The organism is Paenibacillus sp. FSL W8-1187, from assembly GCF_037965485.1.
In the GTDB taxonomy this organism is placed as follows: Bacteria; Bacillota; Bacilli; order Paenibacillales; family Paenibacillaceae; genus Paenibacillus_O; species Paenibacillus_O pasadenensis.
The window spans coordinates 4,104,771-4,129,145 of record NZ_CP150181.1 but is presented as its reverse complement, the minus strand read 5'-3'; the positions used below and the strand labels follow the sequence as shown (position 1 = coordinate 4,129,145).

The following is a 24,375-nucleotide window of genomic DNA, read 5'->3' as shown; positions in this document are numbered from 1 at the left end:
CGCAACATGGCAGAACAACCGCGCGCGGAGCATCCGCGGCCGCAGTTTTACCGCGAGGCATGGATCAATCTGAACGGGGAATGGGAGTTCCAGTTCGACGACGCCGGCGAGGGCGAGAGCCTCGGCTGGCAGCGGGGAGAGACGGAGCTCGGGCGGCGCATCGTCGTGCCGTTCGCGCCGCAGAGCAAGCTCAGCGGCATCGCCGAGCCGGGCTTCCACGACATCGTCTGGTACCGGCGGGAGCTGGAGCTGCCGGAGGCGTTCGCCGGCAAGCGCATCCTGCTGCACTTCGGCGCCGTCGACTACGAGGCGAGCGTCTGGGTGAACGGCGCGCTCGTCGTCCGGCACGAGGGCGGCCATACGCCGTTCCGCGCGGACATCACGGACGCGCTGCGGGCGGCGGGAGACGGGCCGCAGCGGCTCGTCGTGCGGGCGGCCGACTACAGCCGGGACGTGACGCTGCCGCGCGGCAAGCAGTATTGGAAGGAAGACTCGGCCAGCATCTTCTACACCCGCACGACCGGCATCTGGCAGACGGTATGGCTGGAGGCCGTCGAGGCGACGCGGCTCGACCGAATCAAGCTGACGCCCGACATCGACGCCGACCGCATCGAGCTGCGCTCCTGGGTGAAAGGTCCGCTGCCGGACGGGCTGACGCTGCGCGCCGACATCTCGTTCGAGGGCGAGCCGGTGGCGAGCGACACGTTCTCCGTGCGGCGGGGCGAGGAGTCGCGCGCCATCGCGCTCGGCGACTTCAGCGACCACGGCCTCGGCCGCTGGTGGTCGCCGGAGAAGCCACAGCTGTACGATGTCGCGCTGCGGCTCGTGGACGGCGACGGCAAGACGCTCGACGAGGTGCAGAGCTATTTCGGCATGCGCAAGATTTCCGTGGAGAGCGGGCGGCTGTGCCTGAACAACCGGCCGTACTTCATGCGGCTCGTGCTCGACCAGGGCTACTTCCCGGACGGCAACCTGACGCCGCCGAGCGACGAGGCGATCCGCCGCGACGTCGAGCTGACCAAGGACATGGGCTTCAACGGGGCGCGCAAGCATCAGAAGCTGGAGGACCCGCGCTACCTGTACTGGTGCGACCGGCTCGGCCTGCTCGTGTGGGGCGAGGCGGCCAACGCCTACGCCTACTCCGAGGAGTATGTCGGCCGCTTCACGCGGGAGTGGCAGGAGAGCGTCGAGCGCGACTACAACCATCCTTGTCTCGTCGCCTGGGTGCCGCTCAACGAGAGCTGGGGCGTGCCGAACATCGCCGTCGACAAGCGCCAGCAGCAGCATGCGCTGGCGATGTACCATCTGACCAAGTCGCTCGACGCGACGCGGCCGGTCGTCTCCAACGACGGCTGGGAGATGGTGCGCACCGACCTGTTCAACATCCACGACTACGAGTGGCGGCGGGGCGTGCTCGAGCGGCGGTACGCCACGGCGGAGAGCGCCGTCGCCGCCTCGCCGGCCGGCCGCGTGCTGGCGGTCGACGGCTTCCCGTACGAGGGACAGCCGATCCTCGTCACCGAGTTCGGCGGCATCGCCTACAAGAAAAGCGACTGGGAGGGCTGGGGCTACTCCGGCGCGTCGAGCGACGAGGACTTCGCCGAGCGGCTGGACAACGTCATCTCGCCGCTGGCTGGCGGCGTCGTGCAGGGCTGGTGCTACACGCAGCTGACCGACGTCGAGCAGGAGATCAACGGCCTGCTGACGTACGACCGGCAGCCCAAGCTGCCGCTGGAGACGATCCGCGCGATCGTCGAGGGACGGTACGCGCAGGGCTGAGGCGGGGCAGCGGGAATAGGAAGGCAAAAACAGGACGATGCGAGGGACCTCCCTCTGCATCGTCCTGTTCGGTTTCCATGAAGTTGAATCGGCTTCAGCTTCGCGCGGAGCTTTATTTCCTGCTCAGCGTGATGCCGAACGCCGAGCCAGGCTCGCCCGCGAAGACGACCGTTCCGCCCGCCGGCAGCGCGACGGAGGTCGTGCCGATGGCGACGCTGCTGCCTGCGGGGAGGCCAGCGGCGTCATACACGGTGAATCCGCCTGCGGCCGGCAGCTTCACCGTCATCGTCTTGCCCGCTGCCGCAGCGGGAATCGTGAACCATCTGGCATGGCCGTCCTGCTTCACCGTCACGGCCGACTGCTTGCCCGGATGCAGCGGCTTGACCGCATCCTCGCTGATATAGCGGATTCCGGCCGATTCCAGGTATTCGGCGCCGGCCTGGCGGTAGAAGCGGTAGGCGGCCAGATCGCGGCCGCCCATGGCGGGAATCTGCAGCCGGCTTGCGGCGCTGTTCGGGCCGGTGATCTGCTTGTCGTTCGCATACCCGCCGAACTCGACGACGCGCCGGATGTCCTGCTTCGGGTTCAGCAGGTAGAGCATCGACGTGTATTTTTCATTGAGCGGGTAGTAGGTCTTGCCTTCCCGTTTCGCCCAGGCCGAGGCCGTCTCCCGGGGAAGCGGATTGCTGGCGAGCTTCTGCATCGTATAGTGGGACAGCGCGGTCTGTCCGAGTCCCGGCACCGAAATGTACTGGCGGACCCAGACATAGGTCTGGCCGTTCGTTTCCTTCACGAGCTCGATCTTGACGGTTCCGGCTTCGTCCATGAACGTTCCGTCTGCCGTATACATATATTTCTCCGCGGGATATTCCGGCGCGTTAGGCAGCGTGACGGACATGCCGTCGCCCTTCAGCTCGACCTTCGCCAGCTGTCCGGACATGCCGTAGTAGCCGGCGAGCTTCTTCATGCCGGCCGGCAGAGGGGCCGGCGCCGGCTTGCCGAACGATTTGTCCGGCTTGATGTCTGGGATTTCTCCTTTTTCCTTCAGCGCCTCCAAAAGAATCTGGTTCGCCAGCAGCTGGGCGGTCGAGCTGCTTCCGCCCGAGGACAGGACGGCCGCCGCCATGTCCTGCTCCGGCAGGACGACGAGCGACGCATGGTAGAACATCGTGTCGCCGCCCTTGGTCAGCGCCTGGATGCCGTAATCGCCGAACGGATACAGGCGGACGCTGTCCCAGCCGAGGCCGTAGTCGATGCTGTTGTCCGCTTCTTCGGGCCACAGCCCCCTCTTGTATTCGGGCTGCTCCATGGCCTCCGCCGCCTCGGCCGAGAGGATGCCCTGCTCCTCGTCCGTAAACAGCTGCGAGAACCGCGCCAGGTCCTCCGCCGTGGAATAGATGCCGCCTGCGCCGAAGATGTTGACCGTCTCATTCGGCAGCTGCCGCGCCATCGCCGGGAAGTACAGTCCCGCCATCCGGGCGGGATCGACCCCGTCCGCAGGCGTCTTCGTATGCTCCATGCCGAGCGGATCGGTGAAATGCTGGTGCACGAAGGCGGTGAAGGCGATGCCGCTCACGCGCTCCACGAGCAGCTCCGCGAGCGTGAAGCCGTCGTTGCAATAGACGGAGAAGGCGCCGGGATCGGCTTTCAGGCTTTGCTCGGCCAGCTGCTGCAGCAATGTATCGTGGGCGTAGGAGTCCGGATCCTCGAACAGAAACACGTTGTTCAGGCTCGAGCCCGGCAGTCCGGAGGAATGGTTCAGCAGCATGCGCGGGGTGATCTGCTTATGCCGCTCGTCCTTCATCGTGAAGTCGGGCATGTACTGGACGAGCGGGACATCCAGGTCGATCTTCCCCTCGTCGACCAGCTTCATGACGGCTGCTGCGGCGAACATCTTGCTGACCGAGCCGATGCCGTACATCGTGTCCGCGGCCAGCGGAATTTTCCCTTGCTCGTCGTTCTTGCCGTTCTGGCCGGAGACGACGATGCTCCCCTCGTCGATGAGCGCGTACTGGACGCTGACCGTGCCGTACTGCTCGGTGAGCAGCCTTGCCTTGTCCGCGGCGATCCGCTCCAGTCCTTGTCCTTGGGCGGGAGCGGCCCCTTGCGGGGCGGACGGAGCCGCGGAGACGGGCAGCACGGGAGTCGCGACGAGCGCGGCGGCCAGCATCCAGGCGATCCTTTTTTTCATTGAAAATTCCCTCCTTTTGTAAGGCGATCCATCTTTCGTACGCCTGAAGCGCCGGCAAAGTTCAAGATCGGCGATAAAAAGGAGTTTGGTCGCAGCTTCTAGGCTCCTTCTAGGACCTGCCGGCTAGTACAGGTCCGAAGCAGCCCTCGCCCCGAGGCGGGGGCTCGAGCCGGCCCTCCGCCGGGGCGGGGTCCCGGTGTCAGCCCTCCGCCGGCATGCCGCCGCCGTAGCGCCGGACATACTGCGCCAGCACGCGCAGCGGCCAGATGTAGCGGCTGCTGCCGTAGTGCAGGTATACATGCCCCGGCAAGCCGCCGCCGGCGGGATAGCGTCCGCGCCAGTCGTCCGCCTCGAGCAGCGCGCACAGGCAGGCGATGCCGCGCTCGACCGCCTCCCGCGGCGCATGCGGATGGGCGAGCAGCCCCTCCAGCGCCCAGGCGGTCTGGCAAGGCGTGCTGGCGCCGAGCGGCACATACTTGCCCTCGACGTCGCTGGCGCAGGACTCGCCCCAGCCGCCGTCGCCGTTCTGCACGGAGAGCAGCCATTGCATGCCGCGGTACAGGGCGGACGCCGAGCGGGGCGCCTTGACGGCGAGCAGGCCGGCCAGCGCCGCGCCGGTGCCGTGCACGCGGCAGATGCCCCAGCGTCCGGCCCAGCTGCCGTCGCGGTCCTGCTGCGAGACGATCCATGCGCAGGCCCGGCGCACGGCGGCAGCGGCGGCGGCCGTTTCCGCATCGTCGTCCTCCGCCTGCAGCGCGGCGGCGAGCCAGCCCGGCAGCGGGGCGGAGGCCAGCGCCGCCCACTGGAGCGTGCGCGCGGTCAGGTCGACGGTCGGCGGATCGGTTACGATCTGCGCGCTTTGCTCGAACTGGATCAGCCCGATGAGCGGGCTGCCCGACTCGCGCTCGAACGCCGGCCAGCCGCCGCTGCGGTTTTGCAGCGCCCAGGCCCAGCGGCTGCCGCGCTCCTGCGCGGCCTCGCTCCAGTACGGAGCGCCGCCGCTCTTGCCTGCCGCCCGCTGCAGCAGCAGCAGCGCCGCCGTCGTATCGTCGACATCGGGATAGCGCGTGTTGACGGCGCTGAAGCCCCAGCCGCCCGGCTTGACGCCGGGAACGCGGCGCCGCCAGTCGCCGGCCTCGCTCTGCTGCCGGGCGGCGACCCAGCGGGCGGCCCGCTGGATCGCGTCCGCTTCGGGGGGCATGCCGCTTTCCAGGAGGGCATTGGCGATCATGGCCGTATCCCACAGCGCGGAGTCGGCGATCTGCAGATGCGCTCGCTCCGGCTGCGGCGCCGGGCCGGCCGCGGCATGCTCCGGAGGTGCCGATGCCGTTCCCGTGGCCGCCGCCGCCGCCGCGATTTCCACAGCCTCGGCCTCTTCCGGCTCCTGCCAGACGAGCGAGCGGACGCCGTCCAGCGCGCGCCGGATCGTCTCGTCGCCGGGATCGTAGCCGATCGACAGCAGCGCCGCGACCATGAGCATCGTGGCGGTCGAGTACGTGAGCAGCGTGCCGTTCGGCTCGATCCGCTCCAGCAGGTAGCGCTCGGCGCGCTCCAGCGAGGCCGGGTAGAGCGGCGTGTGGCCGTCCGCCATCGCCTGCAGCATGCCGGCGAGCGGCTCGGGCAGCAGCGTCGGCAGCGAAAAGCCGCGGTCCTCGCCGGCGATCAGCTCCGTCAGCTGCGGCAGCCGGCCCTCGCCGAGGCGGAACGAGCCGGAGCTGAGCATGAGCACCGGCACGAGATGGGCGCGCGCGTGGCCGGACAGGTCGAACAGCGACAGCGGCAGCCAGGAGGGGGCGAGCAGCGCCTCGACCGGCAGCCGCAGCTCCTTGGGCCACGGCAGCTGGCCCGTCATCGCCAGCAGCACCTGCGTCATCATCGCCCGCACGCGGGTCAGGCCGCCCCGCTCGAGAATGAAGCGGCGGGCGTGGACGAGCGCGGGATCGCCGTATTCCAGCGCGCCGCTCGCGAGCAGCGCGTAATACGCCTCCACGCTCGACTCCAGATGGCCTTCGCGCTGATCGGCATGCAGCCGCCAGCCGCCGTCCTCGTGCTGCAGCGAGGCGATGCGCGCGGCGATGCGGCGGATCAGCTCCTCGTCCTGCGGCGGGCGTCCGAGCGCCTGCAGCAGGATGAGCAGGTAGGCGTCGCTCATGACGCCGCTTTCGCATATCATTCTCCAGGCGCCGTCGCCGCTCTGGCTGCGGAGCAGCTCCTGCTGCAGCCTCGAGATGGCGGCCGAGGCGAGGCGGGCCGGGTCGGACATGGCGTTCAGGCCTCCTTTCAAGATCGGATCGTTCCGGCTGCAAGGGCATGGGCATGCGTCCAGAGCAAACGCCCGAACCGGGCATATGCTGGACTATTCAAGGCAAAAGGAGTGAAGCATCCATGTCATATGCTGCAGGAGCCGGGGCAGGCTGGACCAGCACGAGCGTCATCCTCGTCCTTTTCATTCTTCTCGTCATCATCAGCCGCATCTTCCTGGTGTAGCGCCTCGGGGCTGAAGCCCGGCGCGCCGCATCCCGCCAGCCAAAGGGCTGCGCATCTTCCGCGACCTGCATGCAGGTCGCGGAAGGGCGCAGCCCTTTTTCATGCCGGACGCCGGCGGACAGGCGGGGCGCCGGGCTCAGCCGGCGGGCTTGGCGAAAAACTTCTTGAGCGCGTCGTACACCTCGCTCTTGTCGCGGATGACGGAGAACAGGAATTTTTTGTCCTGGATATGCTTGTAGGCGGACATGAGCGTGCTGCTGCGGTTGTACTGGTTCACCTCGCCGTAGCCGAACAGGTTCGAGCGCTTCATCAGCTCGTCGATCAGCTTGACGCATTTCTCGTTGTCGGAGGTCAGGTTGTCGCCATCGGAAAAGTGGAACGGGTAGATGTTCCAGTTCGCGGTCGGATAGCGGCTGTCGATGATGTCGAGCGCCTTCTGATAGGCGGACGAGCAGATCGTGCCGCCGCTCTCGCCGCGCGTGAAGAACTCGTCCTCGGTCACCTCCTTCGCCTCGGTATGGTGGGCGACGAAGACGATCTCCACATGCTCGTACTTGCGCCGCAGGAACTTCGTCATCCAGAAGAAGAAGCTGCGCGCGCAATATTTCTCGAACGAGCCCATCGATCCGCTCGTGTCCATGAGCGCCAGCACGACCGCGTTGGAGTGGGGCTTCATGACCTCCTGCCACGTCTTGTAGCGAAGGTCCTCGGGCGTGATGCCGCCGATGCCCTTGCGTCCGCTGCCCGCGTTGCGGCGCAGGTTCTCGAGCAACGTCCGCTTCTTGTCGATGTTGCTCATGATGCCCTTCTTGCGGATATCCTGAAAGACGACGTCGGCCGCCTGCACGTTCTCCTTCTGCTTTTGCTCCAGCCGGGGGAGCTCCAGCTCCTCGAACAGCAGATCCTCCAGCTCATCCATCGTGACCTCGGTCTCGAAATAATCCTCGCCCGCCTGGTCGCCCGCGCCCTGGCCCTTGCCGGAGCCCTTGGCCGAGCTCGGATCGACGCCGAGCACGTCGCCGACCTGCGAGTCGCCGTCGCCTTGTCCGACATGCTGCTTCTTGTTGTAGTTGTACACGAACCGGTACTCGTCGATGCTCTTCACCGGCACCTTGACCGTCTCCCTGCCGTTCGACAGGATGATGCTCTCGTCGCTGACGATGTCCTTGAGGTTTTTCTTGATGGCCTCGCGGACCTTCTGCTGATGCCGGGTCTGGTCCTGATAGCCCTTGCGGTGCAGGGACCAGTCCTCGCGCGAGACGATGAACAACGGTTCCGTCATGCCGCTCACCCCGCTTCGTTCGATATTCAGAGTCCGCCGGACCTGTTCTCCAAGTATATTCAGATGGAGGACGATCATGACGGAGCGCCGGGCGGCGCGGACGGGACCGGCGCCGGCGGGTTGTGCTATACTACGGTAGAATCCGTTCCTTCCGGGACGACAGAAGAGGTGAGTCCAACCGATGTTTCCCCGCTACGTCGCCTTCGGCGCCCTTTACGCTCTTGCGGGCGTCGCTCTCGGCGCTTTCGGCGCCCATGGGCTGGAGGCTCATGTGGAGCCGGACCGGCTCGAGATTTTTGAAACGGGCGTGCGCTATCAGATGTACCATGCGATCGGCCTCATCCTGCTCGCCTTCGCCGCGAGCAAGCTCGGCGACCGGAGGCCGCTCCGCCTCGCCGGCCGCCTCATGCAGGCCGGCATCTGGATCTTCTCCGGCAGCCTGTACGTCCTCGTCCTGAGCGGCGTCACCTGGCTCGGCGCGATTACGCCGATCGGAGGCGTCTGCTTCATCGCCGCCTGGGGGATCGCCGCCTGGAGCGCCTGGAGGGCGAGGGGAGAAGGCTGATCTGCCGCATCGGCCCTCATGCTTTAAAAAAGAAGACCTTGCCTCGGACAAGCATCGAGGCAAGGTCTTTTGAGTTGGGAAAAGGTTCGGGCCGCCAGCCGCCAGCCGGCGGCTACAGCAGGAAGTCGTCGATCTCGCCGATGCCGAACGTGTACACCTGCTTCTCGTCGACATGGTAGACGGTCAGCAGCGAGGACGGCTCGTCCCAGCGCAAGATCCGGCAAGGCACGCTCAGCCGCACGCCTTTGCCGCGGTTGATGCTGAGCCGTACGAGGCGTCCGTCATCGACGCAGCGCCGGATCAGATCGAGCGCGAGATCGCGCAGGCCGTCGGCAGGCTGGCCCGGGGTCGGGACGGGCGCGGCCGGGACGGTCGCGGCGCCGGATGCGGCAGGGGCGTCGGTGTCGGGCAGGAGCGAGAAGCCGATGAGGGTTCCTTTGCCGATCCGGTAGCGGTCGAGCCCCGCCTCGTCGAGGCGCTGCCTGAGCAGCGCCTCGGCCGCATCGCGGGTGCTTGCCTCGACGACCAGATCGGTCTGGAAAGAATAGGTATGGAGTCCTTTTCCATTCTTGATAGCCATAGTTCCTCCGTACTTGATTGAGATAGTTCATTAACTATATCATTGGAATTGTTGAACATATAGTCCTATTTTTCTCGGCATTTCAAGGCTCTCTTTGAATATGGTGGGATGGGTGAATGGACGTTTTTTCTCGCTCCATGCCGGGATGTACGGCAGCGACATTTCCGCCGAGGCGGTTAAGGAAGAGGTGGATCATGGGCCAATCGATCATGGAACGGCTTCGCGGCCAGACCGCGGAGGAGCACGAGCGCATGGAGGAGAACCGGTATGCTCGGGCGATCATGGAAGGCACGCTGGATGCGGCGGGCTATCGCCGCTATCTGGAGCTGTTCTACGGCTTCATCCAGCCGGCGGAGGAGCGGATCTATCCCGATGCGGAGCTGGAGTCGCTCGGCCTCGAGGCGGCCGTTCGGCAAAAGGCGCCGCTGCTTGAAAGCGATCTCGAGAAGCTGGGGTTGTCGAGGGAGGAGCTCGGCGCCATTCCGCGCTGCGCGGAGCTGCCCGACTTGTCCGATCCGGCGCGCAAGCTCGGCTATCTGTACGTCCTGGAGGGCTCCACTCTCGGCGGACAGATCATTTCCCGCAAGCTGGCGGCCAGCCTCGGGCTGGACGAGGACCGGGGACTCGCTTATTTCCGCGCCTACGGAGACGACACCCGCAGCCGCTGGCTGGAGATGAGGAGCATCATCGAGCAGGGAGCGGCGGGACGCGAGGAAGAGACGATCGCCGCCGCCAAGGAGACGTTCGCCCTGCTGGAGCGCTGGGTCGCCGCCTCCGCCTGACGGACGCCGCGCGTTCCGCGAATCCAACCGCCGAGGAGGAGAATTCCCATCAAGAAGGAACGAGCAAGCATGGAGGAGGGGACGCTGGACCGGACTCTTCTGGACGAGGGAGAGTACGAGCACGGTGCGCAGATCGACCTGACGAACTGCGACAAGGAGCCGATCCATATTCCCGGCAGCATCCAGCCCCACGGGGCGCTGCTGGCGGTGACGCGGGACGAGCGGCCGCTCATCGTGCAGGCGAGCCGCAGCACGCTGGAGCTGTTCGGCTATCCGGCGGAGGAGCTGATCGGGCAGCCTCTCGAGCGCCTCGTCGGCCAGGACAAGGCGGAGCAGATCGCAAGCACGGATCCGGACGCGACGATGACGGCGGACCTCCATTATGTCGCCGTCCCGGTCTCGCGCGCCGACGGCAGCCGGATGACGTTCACCGGCATCGTCCATGTGAGCGAAGGGCTGCTCATCCTGGAGCTGGAGCCGTGCGAGGAGGAGCTCGGCCCTTCGCTTCACGATTTCCAGTGGATCAATACGTTCTTTTCCCGGATCAAGCAGGCGTCGAGCCGGATCGAGGCGAGCCAGGCGGCAGCCGAGCAGGTCAAGGAGATGCTCGGCTACGACCGCGTCATGATCTACGAGTTCGATGCGGACTGGAACGGCAAGGTCATTGCCGAAGCCAAGGAAGAAGGGCTGGAGCCGTTCCTCGGCCATCACTATCCGGCCTCCGACATTCCGAAGCAGGCGCGCGCGCTGTACTTGCGCAACTGGCTGCGGACGATCGTCGACGTCCGGTACGAGCCCTCGGCCATCGTGCCGACGGTGCAGCCGCTCACCGGCAAGCCGCTCAACCTCAGCCTGTCCTCCCTGCGCAGCGTGTCTCCGCTCCATATCGAATACTTGGGCAACATGGGCGTCGCGGCGACGACGACGATCTCGCTCATCCACGACGGCGAGCTGTGGGGCCTCATCACCTGCCACCACTATTCGCCCAAGTACGTTCCGCATCGGGTGCGGAGCCTGTGCAACTTTCTCGGCGCGTTTTTCTCGAACGAGCTGTACCAGCGCCAGCAGCTGGAGGAGTACGAGCGGACGCTGAGCACCCGCTCCGCCGCGTCCCGGCTCACCGGCCTGTTCGCGGGCGGCAATGCGCTGCGGACGATGCAGAAGGTGGAGCAGAGCCAGCGGCAGCTGCTCGAGCTGCTCGGAGCGAGCGGCGCCGCCGTCTGCTTCCGCGACAAGCTGCAGCTGTTCGGCAGGACGCCGACGGCCTCGCAGGTGCGCGAGCTGGCCGGATGGATGGGAGCGCAGTCGGCCGACTACGCGTACCATACGTCCAGGCTCGGCCAGGAATACGCTCCCGCCGCCGCTTATGCGGACAAGGCGGCGGGAGCGGTGTTCCTCGCGCTGTCGCCCGGCCTGCAGCATTACATCCTCTGGTTCCGTCCGGAGCAGGTGGAGGTCGTCGAGTGGGCGGGAGATCCGGCCAAGGCGGTCATCCAGGCCGATGACGGCTTGCGGCTCTCTCCGCGCAAGTCCTTCGAAAAATGGCGAGAGGTCATCAAGGGCAAGTCGGAGCCGTGGAAGGAATCGGAGCTGAGCGCGCTGCAGGAGCTGAAGTCGATCGTACAGCGCGAGACGGAGCATCAGCTCGTGCAGGCCGAGGAGCAGGCGCTGCAGAACGCCCGCGTGCTTCGCGACAACGAGAACCGCTATCTGCAGCTGATGGAGTACTCTCCGGTTCCGTTCCTGACCGTCACGGGCGGGCGCGTCGTATACGCCAACGGCCAGGCGGCGGAGCTGCTCGGCTGCAAGTCGGCCCGGGAGCTGGAAGGGGCCGGATTCCTCGACTTCTTCGACGAGCAGGGACGAGGCGAGCTCGGGGCGCGGCTGGACAGCCTGGGCGAGAACGTCGCCCTTTTGGACTCGTATCGGGGGACGTTCCTGCCCAAGGGGAGCGGTCCGGTCGAGCTGGATCTGACGCTGGCCTCCGTCATCCACGGCGGAGAGCCGTCCGCGATGGTCATCGCCAAGGAAGTCAAGGCGGAGCCCGAGCAAAAGGAGAATTTCTCCCATATCGCGAGCCAGCTGGAAAGCTATGTGACGAGCGATTCGCTCACCGACCTGCCGAGCCGGCTTACGTTCGAGCGGGATCTGGAAGCCGACTGGGACGAGCCGGAGCGGACCGGCGAGCCGCTGTCGCTGCTGCTCGTCGACATCGACGATTTCCGGTCGTACAACGCGCTGCACGGCTTCCGCGGCGGCGACTTGTGCCTGCAGTGGGTCGCTGACGCTCTCGGCGTCATCTCCAAGCAGCATGGAGCTTATTTGGCCAGAATCACGGGCGATACGTTCGTGCTGAAGCTGCGCGAAGACGAGGAGGCCGCGGCGCGTCTGGCGGAGGAGATCCGCAGCAGCGTGCTGTCGCTGCAGATTCCGCGCGACGGCGCGAGCGGCGGCTTCATCTCCGTCGGCACGGGCGCGGCGACGGCGCGGCCGGCCGACGGCCAAGCCTCCGCGCAGCTGCTGCAGGCGGCGCAGGAGGCGCTGCGGCAGGCGAAGGCCGCCGGCACGGGCCGCGGCGCGAGCGCCTCGCCGCAGTAGGCCGCGGCCGCGATCCGGCAGCGGCGCGCGTTCGCAGCGCGCGGCAGCCAGAGGCTGTGGCGGCGTCGGAGCTGATCGCCGCCGGCGATAGAGTGAAACGAGCGGGGAAGTCCAAGGCGGGCCGACTCGTCGAATCCAAGGCATAAATGTGCCTTGGATTGCCGGACGCAGGCCGACTCGTCGAATCCAAGGCATAAATGTGCCTTGGATTGCCGGACGCAGGCCGACTCGTCGAATCCAAGGCATAAATGTGCCTTGGATTGCGGACCGCCGGCCGACTCGTCGAATCCAAGGCACAAATGTGCCCTGGATTGCGGACCGCCGGCCGACTCGTCGGATCCAAGGCATAAATGTGCCTTGGATTGCGGACCGCCGGCCGACTCGTCGAATCCAAGGCATAAATGTGCCTTGGGATTCAACCCTCGTGACACCGTCACAAGCAGCGCGCAAAAGGCCCAATAGCACGAATAGCGCGAATAGCGCCAAACAGGCGCAAAAGCAAAAAAACCGCCGGCCTCCCAAGCAATCGCTGGGAGGCCGGCGGCCTTTCGCGTCCAGCTTCAGCCTTCGCCGAAGCCGAAGTAACGAGCGGCGTTGCCGTAGGAGATGTCGCGCACGAGCGCGCCGAGCGTCTCGGCGTCGTCCGGCGCTTCGCCGCGGGCGGCGTACTCGCCGAGCAGCTCGCACAGCACGCGCCGGAAGTATTCGTGCCGCGTGTAGGAGAGGAAGCTGCGCGAGTCGGTCAGCATGCCGACAAAGCGGCCGAGCAGGCCGTGGTCGGCGAGCAGCGTCAGCTGGCGGCGCATCCCTTCGCGCGTATCGTTGTACCACCAGCCGGAGCCGAGCTGCATCTTGCCGGGCACGTCCTTCTGGAAGCAGCCCATGAGCGCGAGCAGCGCCGGATAATCGTTCGGATTGAGCGAGTAGAGGATCGTCCGCGGCAGGCCGCTCGACGTCTCGGCCCGGTCGAGCAGCCGGGACAGCGCGGCGGCCAGCGGCCCGTCCTGGATCGCGTCGAAGCCGGTGTCCGGGCCGAGGCGGCGGCCCATCGGGGTGTTGTTGTTGCGGCTGGCATGGATATGCAGCTGCATCGTCCAGCCCTGAGCCTCGTACATGGCGATCAGCTCGAGCAGCAGCGCCGTCCGGTAGGCGGTCTTCTCCGACTCTTCCAGCTGCTCGTCGCGGATGCCTTTGGCGAAGATCCGCTCCAGCTCCTCCGGCCCCGCCTCGCCATAGGCGAGCGTATCGAGCGCATGATCCGACAGCCGGCAGCCCTGCTCATGGAAAAAGCCGACCCGCGCCCGCAGCGCCTGCACCAGCTCCGCATAGCTGCCGACCGCCGCTCCCGACGCCTGCTCCAGCCGTCCGATCCACGAGGCGAAGCCCTCGGCATGGATGTTCAGCGCCTTGTCCGGACGGAAGGTCGGATAGACGGAGAACTCGCTCTCCTCCTCGCGCAGCAGGCGATGAAACTCGAGGCTGTCGGCGGGATCGTCGGTCGTGCAGATGACGCGCACCTGCGAGCGCTTGATCAGGCTGCGCCGGCGGAACGCATCGGTGGCCAGCAGAGCGTTCGCGCGCTCCCAGATATCCGGGGCGGTCCGCTCGCTGAGCAGCTCGTCGATGCCGAAAAAGCGCCGCAGCTCCAGATGCGTCCAGCTGTAGAGCGGATTGCCGACGGCGAGCGGAAGCGTGCGCGCCCAGGCGAGGAACTTGTCGTAGTCCGGCGCGTCGCCGGTGATGAGCTCCTCGGGGATGCCGTTCGCGCGCATCAGCCGCCACTTGTAGTGGTCGCCGGCGAGCCAGGCTTCGGTCAGGCTGCGGAACGGCTTGTCTTCGTAGATCTCTTTCGGATCGAGATGGCAGTGGTAGTCGATGATCGGCTGGCCTGCGGCATGATCGTGGTACAGGCGGCGCGCGGTGCCGGTCGTCAGCAGGAAGTCGTCGTTCAGAAAGCTCATCGCAATATCGCTCCTTGTCGATTGAGGATCGGCGTGCCTGCAGCGTCACGCCGGTATTGAAGGGGGACGTTCCGGGACGGTCTCGGAAGGCGTTCCGTGTTTCGGTTCCGATTTCGCACACGTTAACATCTTGCTGCAAAAAGCGGACGCTACCGCAGGTCCGCCACGCTGTCCCTCGCCATCAGCTCGGTCTTCACCAGCAGCTGGGACGCCGCGAGCGACGGATCGCGCATGAGCGCCAGCAGCTGCTCCGCTCCGAGCCGGGCGATCTCCGCCACGGGACGGCCGACGGTCGTCAGCGCCGGGCTGGCATAACGCGCATAGGGGATGTCGTCGAACCCGATCAGCGACATCCCGGAGGGAATCGCGACGCCCTGGGCATAACAGGCGTTCATCGCGCCGATCGCCATGTCGTCGTTGGAGCAGATGACGACGCTTGGGCGCTCCTCCAGCTCCAGCAGGCGGAGCATGGCGGCATGGCCGCTTTCGGGGCCGTAGTCGCCCTGGACGAAGCATTCCTCGCACAGCGGCAGGCCGTGGCGGATGAGCCCGTCGATGTAGCCGGCCCGGCGCTGCGCGGTCGAGCGGAAGCCGCTTCGTCCCTCGATCAGCGCGAAGCGGCGATGGCCTCTGGCGGCCGCGTAGGCGACCGCTGCGGCGACGCCGTCCCGGTCGCTGGCCGACACCGTCGCGACGCTGGGATCGTCCAGCTGGCGGTTGAGCACGACGAGCGGCAGCGACGCCTGCCGGACATGGTAGATGAAGCCGTTGTCCGCGTCGCTCTGGCTCATCAGCAGGATGCCGTCGTAGCGCTGCGGCGTGACGGAGTCGTAATGCTCCATCATGTCGAGGCCGGCTACGGACAGCAGGTAGTCCTCGCCGATCTGCTGGCGGATGCCTCGGAGCGCCTCGGCGAGGAAGCTGGCCGACGTGCCTTGCGCGATGCTGGAGAAGAACAGGCCGATCGTGTACGTCCTGCGCTGGACGAGGCTCTTGGCGCTGAAGTTCGGCGCGTAGTTCATGTCGGCGGCGATGCGGGCGATGCGCTCGCGCGTCTCGCGCTTGATCTGCGGGCTGCCGCCGAGCGCCCGCGAGACGGTCGTGTGGGAGACTCCGGCCGCGCGGGCGATGTCCTTGATGGTGACCATGCTGTCGTCGTCCTTCCTTTCCCGCCGCCGGCTCGATTCCGTCCTTCGTGCATTTGGCGACGCCTTCATTGTAGGCCCGGCCCGCGAGCCCGTCAAGGACCGGAAAGCGTTTTCCGCACACGTTTTAAAAATATTGGCAGATCATGGAATGCGAATTATAATAGGGCAAGAACGCTGAAGAGGGGCTCATATCGCCATGACCATCCGGTTCCGCCAAGGCAAGACCTTCTACCGCATCTTCCTGCCGATCCTCGTGCTGGGTGTCGCGCTTGCTTCCGGGCTCGGCAGCTATATTTACATGACGACGACCCATTCGGTCATCGACCGGCTGGCCGCGGGCAAGCTGAGCTTCGTCTCCCAATCCAAAAATACGCTCGAGCAAAGCATACGCACGATTGAATACGCTTTCACAACCTACAGCACGACGAGCTCCTTCCGGGAGGCCGTCTCGCAGCCGATCAGCGAGCAGTCGTTCCAGGAGTTCCGGAGCGTCAACTCGCAGCTGAACTACATCGCCACGATGGGGATGGACGGCGCCGAGTATACGCTCATCAGCCTCCAGCAGCGCTGGCAGATCGCCAGCGGCAAGCTGACCCAGCTCTCGGACGAGGAGCTCCGGCGGCTGCAGGACGACTACATCGGCGGCCGCAGGACGGGCTTGTTCTGGATGCCGACGCAGGACGGCCTGCGGCTGGTCCATACGCTTCCGGCCTTCTCGATCGCCAAGACCGCCGTCGCGCTGTCGGACCTGCCGAAGGCGAGCCTCGACCGGATGCTGGCGACGCGCGAGGACTCGCCGCTGCTCATCCTCAACAGCGAGGGGACGCCGCTGTACGAGCCGCGTCCGCTCGGACTGGACGCCGCCGCGGTCCGCCTGCTGGCCGGGGAAGCCGCCAAGGGGACATCCGGCGTCGTGACGCTGACGGACAGCTCCGGGCGAAGGACCCAGGCGGCTTACGTCCGCTCGGACTACAACAGCTGGGTATACGCGACGCCGCTGCGTCCGCAGGAGACGGCCCAGGCGCTTCGCCCCGCTTTGTACGGCCTCATCCTGATGGGAGCGCTCATCGCCGGCCTGATCGTCGTCGTCGCTTATTTCATCGCCTACTACTTCGCCAACTCGATCCGCCGCATCCAGGTCCGCCTGCCGAGATCCGCCGGAGCGCAGGCCGCCGACGCGCCGGCCAAGGACGAGATCGACTGGATCGTCCGCTCGATCGACCATCTGCTCGTCGAGAAGCAGAGCCTGGAGAGCCTGCTCGAGACGGAGCTGCCCAAGCTGGAGACGCAGCTGCTGCTGAACCTGTTCCGCGGCCGCATGGAGGCGGACGAGCTCGCTCACCAGCTCCGCCGGTTCGGCTACCGCCTGTCGCCCGAATGCCGCTATGCGGTCATGCTGATCCAGCTTGACAGCTACGGCTCGCGAGGCGCGGCTGACAAGGACATGCTGCTGCTTGCGGCCAGCCATCTCGTGGAGGAGCTCGTGCCGCGCGAGCGAAGGCTGCTGCCGATCGTGCTCAATGAAGGCACGCAGGCGACGGTGTTCACGTTCGACGGCTGGACCGACGAGGAGATCCAGCGCTGCCTGCAGCAGGCGGCCAAGCAGGCGATCGTCGGCGCGCGCGAGCGTCTCGGCGTCTCGATCAGCGTCGGCTTCAGCCGGATCTACCGGGATCTTGCCGGCGGCAGCAGGGAAGCCGTCGAGATGGGCAAGCAGGCGCTCCATCAGCGGCTGCATCTCGGCAAGGAATCGATCATCTTTTACGAGGATGTGGCGGAGGTCGTCTCCGGTCCGGTGCTGCTCCGCTATCCGGCGCAGCTGGAAAACATCCTGTTCGACGCGATCCGCCTCGGCGACGAGCAGGCGGCCGCGGCCGCGCTGTATCCGTTCCTCGCCGAGTGGATGAAGACGAGCAAGAACTCGACCGACTTCGAGGTGATGCTCGTCCGGTTCGTGCACGACCTGATCCAGCTGGAGCAGCTGCTCGGCATCCAGGTGCTGCTGGCGCCGGACAACGAGTCGCTCTACCAGCGCGTGCTGCAGATCCGCAATCCGGAGGAGATCGAGCGGATCCTGATGGAGGGCGCGGTGCTGCCGATGGCCCGCTCGATGAAGCAGAAGACGAACGAGCAGTTCCGCTCGCTGTCGGACCGGATCGCCGCGATCGTGCGCAGCGAGTACGACCGGGAGCTGTCGCTGGAGTCGATCGCGGACCGGCTGCACTACAATCCGAACTACTTGAGCAGCATTTTCCGCAAGGAATACGGCATCACGTTCAGCGAGTTCCTCATGAACTACCGGCTCGAGACGGCGAAAAAATGGCTGGCCGAAACGGAGCTGCCCGTCAAGGAGATCGCGGAGCGGCTGCAGTACCAGAATCCGCAGAACTTCATCCGCTCCTTCCGCAAGAAGGAGAACATGACCCCGGGCGCCTACCGCAAGGAGCGCCGCGGAGCGTGAGCCTCAAGCGGCGCCGCCCTGCGGGCCGCCGGCCGCGCCCGCAAAAAAAGCGAGGAGGGAGCCCGCCCAGGCAGGCTCTCTCCTCGCTTTTCTCATCCCTTGACCGCCCCGAGCAGCGCTCCCTTCACGAAATGCCGCTGCACGAATGGATAGGCGAGCAGCATCGGCAGCGTGGCGACGACGATGACGGCCATCTTGATCGTCTGGGCGGGAGGGACGACGTCGACGGAGCCGCTTTCGGCCTGCATGCCGCTCGAGACGATGACGATCTGCCGCAGCAGCACCTGGATCGGCCAGCGGACGGAGTCGGTGATGTAGAGGATCGCGGTCATGTAGGTGTTCCAGTAGGCGACGGCATAAAAAAGCGAGATCGTCGCCACCGAGGGCAGCGCCAGCGGCAGCATGATCTTGAAGAAGATGCCGAGGTCGTTGGAGCCGTCGATCTTGGCCGATTCCTCCAGGCTGTCCGGGATCGCCTGGAAGAAGTTCCGCATGATGATGAGGTTGAACGCGTTGACCGCGACCGGCACGATCATCGAGGCATAGGAGTTGATCAGGCCGAATTCCTTGACGACGAGGAACGTCGGGATCATGCCTCCGCTGAACAGCATCGAGAAGACGACGATGAAGTTGATCGCTCCGCGGCCGCCGAGATAGCGGCGCGACAGGCCGTACGCCATGAGCGCCGTCAGCGCCATGCTGACGATCGTGCCGGCCGCCGTCACGCCGAGCGAGACGCCGAGTCCTTTGAACAGCGTCGGCGTGGAGAGGATGTAGCGGTAGGCGTCGAGCGAGAACGTCGTCGGGAACAGGATGAAGCGCCTCGAGACGACCTCGGATGTCGAGGCGAACGAGCTGGCGATGACATGGATGAACGGCAGCACGCAGACGAGCGCGGCCGCACCCAGAAAGCTGTAGTTGAACACATCGAACAGCCGGCTTCCGGGAGCGGGACGGTGGGATCGGTTCATGCGAATTCCTCCTTGGAGATGGTCCATGCTCCGACTGTATCAAGGGAACGGAGTTCCGCCTATAATCACCAGGCGCGGATCTGCGATGCCGTCCGGAAGCGCCGCCGCGCGGCGGCCGCCGCTGCGATGATCCTCAGCTGATTCCATGCGCTCCGTCTCAGCTCCATGACCGGAAAAGCCCGCAGCGGCAAGGAAAAGGCCACGATGATCAGCAAATGATTATAGGCGGAATGGCGGGCGCGGGCTATGCTGGAAACAGATTTGACAGCGCTTGCGAGGGGGCAATGATTCATGAAGGATTCCTTGGCGGCACCGGCGAGCCGCTCGCCCGGAGCCGCTCTGAAAAGCAGGGCCGCGCATCGATGGAAGGGATGGCGGCGAGACAAGCTCCTCTATCTGATGATTCTCCCCGGCTTCCTTTATTTCGTCGCATTCAAGTATTTGCCCATGGGGGGGCTGATCATCGCCTTCAAGGACTATCAGCCCTTCCTCGGCCTCGGCGGCAGCCCGTGGGTCGGACTGAAGCATTTCGAGCGGTTGTTCGCCGAGCCGACGTTCCTGATGCTGCTGCGCAACACGATCGTGCTGTTCCTGATGGACGTGCTGCTCGTGTTTCCGCTGCCGATCCTGTTCGCGCTGCTGCTGAACGAGGCGCGGGCGAGGCGGTTCCGGAACGCCGTCCAGACGCTGCTCTATTTGCCCCACTTCATGTCCTGGGTCATCATCGTCTCCATCTGCTACGTGTTCCTGTCGGTCGACGGAGGCGTCGTCAACGAGGCGCTCGCCAGCGTCGGGCTGCCCCGGATCGACTTCCTCACCTCGCCGGAATGGCTCCGCTTCATGTACATCGGCCAGATCATCTGGAAGGAGCTCGGCTGGTCGACGATCATTTTCATCGCGGCGATCTCCGCCGTCGATCCGCAGCTGTACGAGGCGGCGGACATGGACGGCGCGAGCCGGCTGCGCAAGATGTGGCATGTGACGCTGCCGGCCATCCGTCCGGTCATCATCACGCTGCTGATCCTCAAGATCGGCCATACGCTCGACCTCGGGTTCGAGCATATGTATCTGCTGCTCAACTCCATCAACCGCGAGGTGGCGGAGATCTTCGATACTTACATCTATACGGCGGGGCTGAAGAACGGACAGCTCAGCTACAGCACGACGATCGGCCTGTTCAAGGGGCTGGTCGGCCTGGCGCTCGTCATGCTGGCCAACCGGCTGGCGAAGAAGATGGGCGAGGACGGAGTCTATTGAATCAACCACATGAAGAAAAGGGGCGAGCGACATGGAAACCAAACGAATGAAGCAGGCTGGGCTGACGCTGCTCGGATGCGCGCTGCTGCTGTCGGCATGCAGCGGCAATGGGGCGGGAGGACAAGCGGAAGGCAAGGGCAGCGCAGGAGCGAATGCCGGAGCGGCAGGGACGGGCGGCGCGGCCGAGCCGGCCGAGCCGGTGTCGATCACCTGGCTGAACGTGCTGCATACCGCCTCGCCTCCGACCGGCACGGTCGTGAAGAAGATCGAGGAAGCGACGAATACGAAGCTCAGCTTCTCCTGGATCCCGGACGCTTCCAAGGAAGAGCGGATCAATACGTCGCTCGCGTCGGGCTCGCTGGCCGATATCGTGACGCTGACGATTCTGGACAATTCCTCGGTGCGCAGCGCGCTCAAGTCCGGCATGTTCTGGGAGGTCGGGCCTTATCTGGACGAGTTCCCGAATTTGAAAGGCATCTCCGCCGATACCCGAAAGTCCGCCTCGATCGAGGGCAAGCTGTATGGCGTGCCGCTGCAGAAGGCGCTCGCCCGCAACGGCGTCATCATCCGCAAGGACTGGCTCGACAAGCTCGGCCTGCCGCTGCCGAAGACGACCGACGAGCTGCTGCAGGCCGCCAAGGCATTCACCGAGCAGGATCCCGACGGCAACGGCATGGACGACACGACCGGATTTACGGACCGCAGCGATCTCGTTTACGGCGCGTTCAAGACGCTCGGCTCCTATTTCGGCACGCCGAACGTATGGAAAGTGGAGAACGGCAAGGCGACCCCGGAATTCGAGACGGAAGGCTACCTGAACACGATGAACTACATGAAGCAGCTCTATGACGGCGGCTACATCAATCAGGACTTCGCCGTGACAGCCAAGACGGACCAGCAGCAGAAGCTGGCGCAGGGCAAGGCCGGCATCTACGTCGGAGCGCTGTTCGACAGCAAGAACCTGCTGAACATGGCCAAGGGCGTGCAGGACGGCATGGAGCTCGCGATGGTGAACGACATTACGGCGCCAGGCCAGCCCCGCGCGCTGTGGAGCGCGAACAACGGCATCGGCGGACTGCTGGCCTTCCCTCGATCGGAAGTGAAGGACGAGGCGGAGCTGAAGCGGGTGCTGAAGTTCGTCGACGATCTGATGAGCGAGGACATCTACGCGCTCACGACCTACGGCATCGAGGGCGTCCACTATTCGGTCGATGCCGACAAGGCGGCGACGATCACGAACCAGGATCTGTGGCAGCAGGAGGTGCAGCCGCTCGCCGGCTCTCGGCCGAAGGACTACGATTACGCCATCCATGACGCCGACAAGCTCAAGCAGGAGGCCGACCGGCTGATCGCCGAGAACGCGGATTACGCCGTGCTGAACCCGTTCTATTCGCTGGAATCCCAGACCTGGTCGACGCAGGGCTCCGAGCTGCAGAAGATCATCACGGACGCGACGTACAAGTTCATCCTCGGCAAGATCGACGAGGCGCAGTTCAAGGCGGAGGTCGAGAAGTGGAGGAAGTCCGGCGGCCAGTCGATCATCGAGGAATACGAAGCGGCCTACAAGCAGGCGGGGCATTGACATGAGGGAGACGACCTGGGCGGTCCGGACGGCCGAGACGATCCTGCAGCGGACGCCGCTGCTGAGCCGCGACAAGGGTTATGGAGGCAAGTGGTCGTACGATTACGGCGTCGTGCTGCAGGGCTTCCTGCAGCTCTGGAAGACGACGGGGGAGAGCCGCTGGCTCGACTTCATCCGCACGAACCTCGACGAGTTCGTCGCGGAGGACGGCAGCATCCGCAGCTACCGTCTGGACGAGTTCAACATCGACCATATCAACAACGGCAAGCTGCTGTTCGACCTGCATCGCGAGACCGGGGAGGAGAAATACCGGCTCGCCGCCGGCAGGCTGCGCGAGCAGCTGCGCCGCCACCCCCGCACGGCGGAAGGCGCGTTCTGGCACAAGCAGATCTATCCTTATCAGATCTGGCTGGACGGCCTGTACATGGGAGCGCCCTTTTACCTGCGATACCTGCTCGAATACGAGGGCGGGGAAGGGCTGGACGACGTGACCCGCCAGTTCCTCCTCAGCGAGCGCCGCACCCGGGACGAGAAGAGCGGCCTGCTCTATCATGCCTGGGACGAAAAGCGCGAGCAGCCGTGGGCGGATCCCGTCACCGGGCAGTCGCCGAGCTTCTGGTCGCGCTCGATGGGCTGGTATGCGATGGCGCTCGCGGACGTGCTGGAGCTGCTGCCGGAATCCCACCGCGATCGCGGAGAGCTGATCCGCATCCTGAAGGACCTGCTGCAGGCGCTGCGCCGCGTCCAGGACCCGGCCTCCGGCGTCTGGTTCCAGGTGCCGGATCAGCCCGGCCGCAAAGGCAATTATCTGGAGGCGTCGGCTTCGTCGATGATCGCGTTCGCGCTGGCCAAAGGACTTCGCCTCGGCGTGCTGCCGGAAGAGTGGCGGCCGATGCTACATCAAGCGTTCGCCGGCATCGTGGCGGAGTTCGTGCTCGAGACGAAGGAGGGCTGGATCAACCTGAACAAGGTATGCCAGGTCGCTGGCCTCGGCGGCGCCGACAAGCGGGACGGAACCTACGCGTACTACATCAGCGAGCCGATCGTGGCCAATGATCAGAAAGGCTTGGGCGCGTTCCTCCAGGCCTGCGTGGAATATGAATGGAAGCTGCTGCAGGGAGTGCCGCCGTTGCAGGCGGGGCAGGCGGCCCAGACGCCAGGCGGGCCTGCCTGACGGCGGCACCATCCCTCCCCTGGCTCGCATACGATAGGGAAGCGAGCTTGGGAGGAGGTAGGGGAACGATGATGCAACTGGTTCCGATCCCGCTCGGGGACGGAATGACGGCGCTCGGCGTCGAGGTCAAGCTGCCCAAGACGACGCTGCTCGCCGTGACGACGGACAAAGGCTACATCATGTGCGGTGCGCTCGACGTAGCTCTGTTCGACAGCAATCCGAAGCTCAAGGAGCGGGGCGTGCTGGCCGCGCGGGCCGTCGGCGTGCGCACCTTGCAGGAGCTGCTGGACGCGCCGCTGGAGTCGGTCACGGAAGCGGCGCAAGCGGCAGGCCTGTCGGTCGGCATGACCGGCATCGACGCGGTGCGCAGGCTGGCTTCGCTTTAAGCGGGCCGAAGAAATGAAAAAAGGCATCGCGTTTTCCGAAATGGAAAGCGCGATGCCTTTTTTGCTCAGCCTTGCTTCAGCTTTTCGAACAGCTTTTTCAGGCTGTCGCCGTACGGCGGGCGGATGACGCCCTTCTCGGTGATGATGGCCGTGACGTACTCGGCCGGCGTCACGTCGAACGCCGGATTGAACACCTTGACGCCCTGCGGCGCGGTGCGCTTGCCGAAGCCCTCGGTCACTTCCTCCGCGTGGCGCTCCTCGATCGGGATCTCGGCGCCGGTCGGCGTGCCCATGTCGATCGTCGACAGCGGGCAGGCGACGTAGAACGGGATGCCGTGCGCCTTGGCCAGAACAGCCACGCTGTAAGTGCCGATCTTGTTGGCGACGTCGCCGTTCGCCGCGACGCGGTCGGTGCCGACGATGACGGCGTCGATCCAGCCCTTGCCCATGACCATGCCGGCCATGTTGTCGCAGATGAGCGTCACGTCGACGCCGGCCTGCTGCAGCTCGAACGCCGTCAGGCGCGCGCCCTGCAGCACGGGGCGGGTCTCGTCGGCGAAGACGCGCAGGTTCATGCCCTGCTCCTTGGCCAGATAGAACGGCGCGAGCGCCGTGCCGTACTTGGCCGTGGCGAGGCCGCCGGCGTTGCAGTGGGTCAGCACGCCCATGCCGTCCTTCATCAGCTCGAGCGCATGCTCGCCGATGCGGCGGTTCGTCGCTTCGTCCTCGCTCTGGATGAGGATCGCCTCGTCCAGCAGCGCCTGCTTGGCCTCGTCCAGCGGCACGATCGCTTCGGCGAGGGCGGCGGCGCGGGCCTTCATCCGGTTGAGCGCCCAGAACAGGTTGACGGCCGTAGGACGGCTCGTCGCCAGGTAGGCGGCCGTTTCCTGGACGCGTCCGAGCCAGGCGCCGAGGCTGTCGTCCGGCGCTTCCTGGCCGGGCAGGCCGCTGCCGAGGACGACTCCGTAAGCGGCGGCGATGCCGATCGCGGGCGCTCCGCGCACCTTCATGTGGCGGATCGCTTCCCAGACGCCCTCGGCGTCGGTCAGCGGCAGATAGACGGTCTCCTCCGGCAGCAGCCGCTGGTCGAGCAGCTGCAGCTGGCTGCCGGCCCAGATCAGTGAGATGAGGCCGGGATACGTGCTGGCAGTAGTCATGTTGAATGTTCCTC

Annotated in this window: 18 protein-coding genes; 10 read left to right on the top strand and 8 right to left on the bottom strand. The window is 65.7% G+C overall.

Annotated elements, in window-relative coordinates; all coding sequences use genetic code 11:
* Nucleotides 1-6 precede the first annotated feature (6 nt).
* Nucleotides 7-1,779 (top strand): sugar-binding domain-containing protein, encoded by a 1,773-nt coding sequence (locus NYE40_RS17835; RefSeq protein ID WP_101808009.1) that lies wholly within the window; start codon nucleotides 7-9, stop codon nucleotides 1,777-1,779.
* A gap of 112 nt (nucleotides 1,780-1,891) precedes the next feature.
* Here NYE40_RS17835 and NYE40_RS17830 read toward each other — a convergent pair whose 3' ends face one another.
* Entirely contained in the window at nucleotides 1,892-3,970 is a 2,079-nt protein-coding gene (locus NYE40_RS17830; RefSeq protein ID WP_101808008.1) for a serine hydrolase domain-containing protein, read from the bottom strand.
* 199 nt (nucleotides 3,971-4,169) lie between these two features.
* Nucleotides 4,170-6,233, bottom strand: coding sequence for a prenyltransferase/squalene oxidase repeat-containing protein (locus tag NYE40_RS17825; protein WP_101808007.1), 2,064 nt, complete (start codon nucleotides 6,231-6,233; stop codon nucleotides 4,170-4,172).
* Between the two features lie 122 nt (nucleotides 6,234-6,355).
* Here NYE40_RS17825 and NYE40_RS17820 point away from each other — a divergent pair, with 122 nt between their 5' ends.
* On the top strand, nucleotides 6,356-6,457 hold the full coding sequence (locus NYE40_RS17820; protein WP_028599177.1) for a hypothetical protein: 102 nt from the start codon (nucleotides 6,356-6,358) through the stop codon (nucleotides 6,455-6,457).
* Between the two features lie 136 nt (nucleotides 6,458-6,593).
* Here the strand turns inward: NYE40_RS17820 and yhbH are convergent, their stop codons facing one another.
* Nucleotides 6,594-7,739, bottom strand: a complete 1,146-nt coding sequence (yhbH, locus tag NYE40_RS17815; protein ID WP_028599176.1) for a sporulation protein YhbH — start codon at nucleotides 7,737-7,739, stop codon at nucleotides 6,594-6,596.
* A gap of 181 nt (nucleotides 7,740-7,920) precedes the next feature.
* On the opposite strand from yhbH, the gene NYE40_RS17810 reads away from it, so the two are divergent.
* Nucleotides 7,921-8,304 (top strand): DUF423 domain-containing protein, encoded by a 384-nt coding sequence (locus tag NYE40_RS17810; protein WP_028599175.1) that lies wholly within the window; start codon nucleotides 7,921-7,923, stop codon nucleotides 8,302-8,304.
* A 112-nt stretch (nucleotides 8,305-8,416) separates the two neighbouring features.
* Here NYE40_RS17810 and NYE40_RS17805 read toward each other — a convergent pair whose 3' ends face one another.
* A complete protein-coding gene (locus NYE40_RS17805) occupies nucleotides 8,417-8,884 on the bottom strand; it encodes a hypothetical protein (RefSeq protein WP_101808006.1) in 468 nt (155 codons plus the stop codon).
* Between the two features lie 194 nt (nucleotides 8,885-9,078).
* Between NYE40_RS17805 and NYE40_RS17800 the strand changes: the two genes are divergently transcribed.
* Nucleotides 9,079-9,666, top strand: coding sequence for a biliverdin-producing heme oxygenase (locus tag NYE40_RS17800; RefSeq protein WP_180968387.1), 588 nt, complete (start codon nucleotides 9,079-9,081; stop codon nucleotides 9,664-9,666).
* A gap of 69 nt (nucleotides 9,667-9,735) precedes the next feature.
* A complete protein-coding gene (locus NYE40_RS17795) occupies nucleotides 9,736-12,264 on the top strand; it encodes a diguanylate cyclase (protein ID WP_052333308.1) in 2,529 nt (842 codons plus the stop codon).
* Nucleotides 12,265-12,824: 560 nt separating this feature from the next.
* On the opposite strand, the gene uxaC is transcribed toward NYE40_RS17795, so the two are convergent.
* Both uxaC and NYE40_RS17785 read right to left on the bottom strand, forming a co-directional pair.
* Nucleotides 12,825-14,225: a glucuronate isomerase gene (gene uxaC / locus NYE40_RS17790; protein ID WP_043111406.1), complete on the bottom strand. Its 1,401-nt coding sequence runs from the start codon at nucleotides 14,223-14,225 to the stop codon at nucleotides 12,825-12,827.
* Nucleotides 14,226-14,374: 149 nt separating this feature from the next.
* The gene (locus NYE40_RS17785; RefSeq protein ID WP_028599171.1) at nucleotides 14,375-15,373 is read right to left on the bottom strand and encodes a LacI family DNA-binding transcriptional regulator; all 999 of its coding nucleotides are present in this window, start codon (nucleotides 15,371-15,373) and stop codon (nucleotides 14,375-14,377) included.
* Nucleotides 15,374-15,569: 196 nt separating this feature from the next.
* On the opposite strand from NYE40_RS17785, the gene NYE40_RS17780 reads away from it, so the two are divergent.
* Nucleotides 15,570-17,834: a helix-turn-helix domain-containing protein gene (locus NYE40_RS17780; RefSeq protein ID WP_043111405.1), complete on the top strand. Its 2,265-nt coding sequence runs from the start codon at nucleotides 15,570-15,572 to the stop codon at nucleotides 17,832-17,834.
* Nucleotides 17,835-17,926: 92 nt separating this feature from the next.
* Here NYE40_RS17780 and NYE40_RS17775 read toward each other — a convergent pair whose 3' ends face one another.
* Complete coding sequence (locus NYE40_RS17775) at nucleotides 17,927-18,805, bottom strand: carbohydrate ABC transporter permease (protein ID WP_028599169.1); 879 nt, start codon at nucleotides 18,803-18,805, stop codon at nucleotides 17,927-17,929.
* Between the two features lie 399 nt (nucleotides 18,806-19,204).
* Here NYE40_RS17775 and NYE40_RS17770 point away from each other — a divergent pair, with 399 nt between their 5' ends.
* The 4 genes from NYE40_RS17770 (at nucleotide 19,205) to NYE40_RS17755 (ending at nucleotide 23,204) form a co-directional block, all read left to right on the top strand.
* On the top strand, nucleotides 19,205-20,062 hold the full coding sequence (locus NYE40_RS17770) for an ABC transporter permease subunit (protein ID WP_240479031.1): 858 nt from the start codon (nucleotides 19,205-19,207) through the stop codon (nucleotides 20,060-20,062).
* Nucleotides 20,063-20,093: 31 nt separating this feature from the next.
* Nucleotides 20,094-21,644 (top strand): extracellular solute-binding protein, encoded by a 1,551-nt coding sequence (locus NYE40_RS17765; protein WP_028599166.1) that lies wholly within the window; start codon nucleotides 20,094-20,096, stop codon nucleotides 21,642-21,644.
* Nucleotide 21,645: 1 nt separating this feature from the next.
* Nucleotides 21,646-22,818, top strand: coding sequence for a glycoside hydrolase family 88 protein (locus NYE40_RS17760; protein WP_052333307.1), 1,173 nt, complete (start codon nucleotides 21,646-21,648; stop codon nucleotides 22,816-22,818).
* A 68-nt stretch (nucleotides 22,819-22,886) separates the two neighbouring features.
* Entirely contained in the window at nucleotides 22,887-23,204 is a 318-nt protein-coding gene (locus tag NYE40_RS17755) for a DUF1805 domain-containing protein (protein ID WP_028599165.1), read from the top strand.
* Between the two features lie 65 nt (nucleotides 23,205-23,269).
* On the opposite strand, the gene mtnA is transcribed toward NYE40_RS17755, so the two are convergent.
* Entirely contained in the window at nucleotides 23,270-24,361 is a 1,092-nt protein-coding gene (gene mtnA / locus NYE40_RS17750; protein WP_339278753.1) for an S-methyl-5-thioribose-1-phosphate isomerase, read from the bottom strand.
* Between the last annotated feature and the right edge of the window lie 14 nt (nucleotides 24,362-24,375).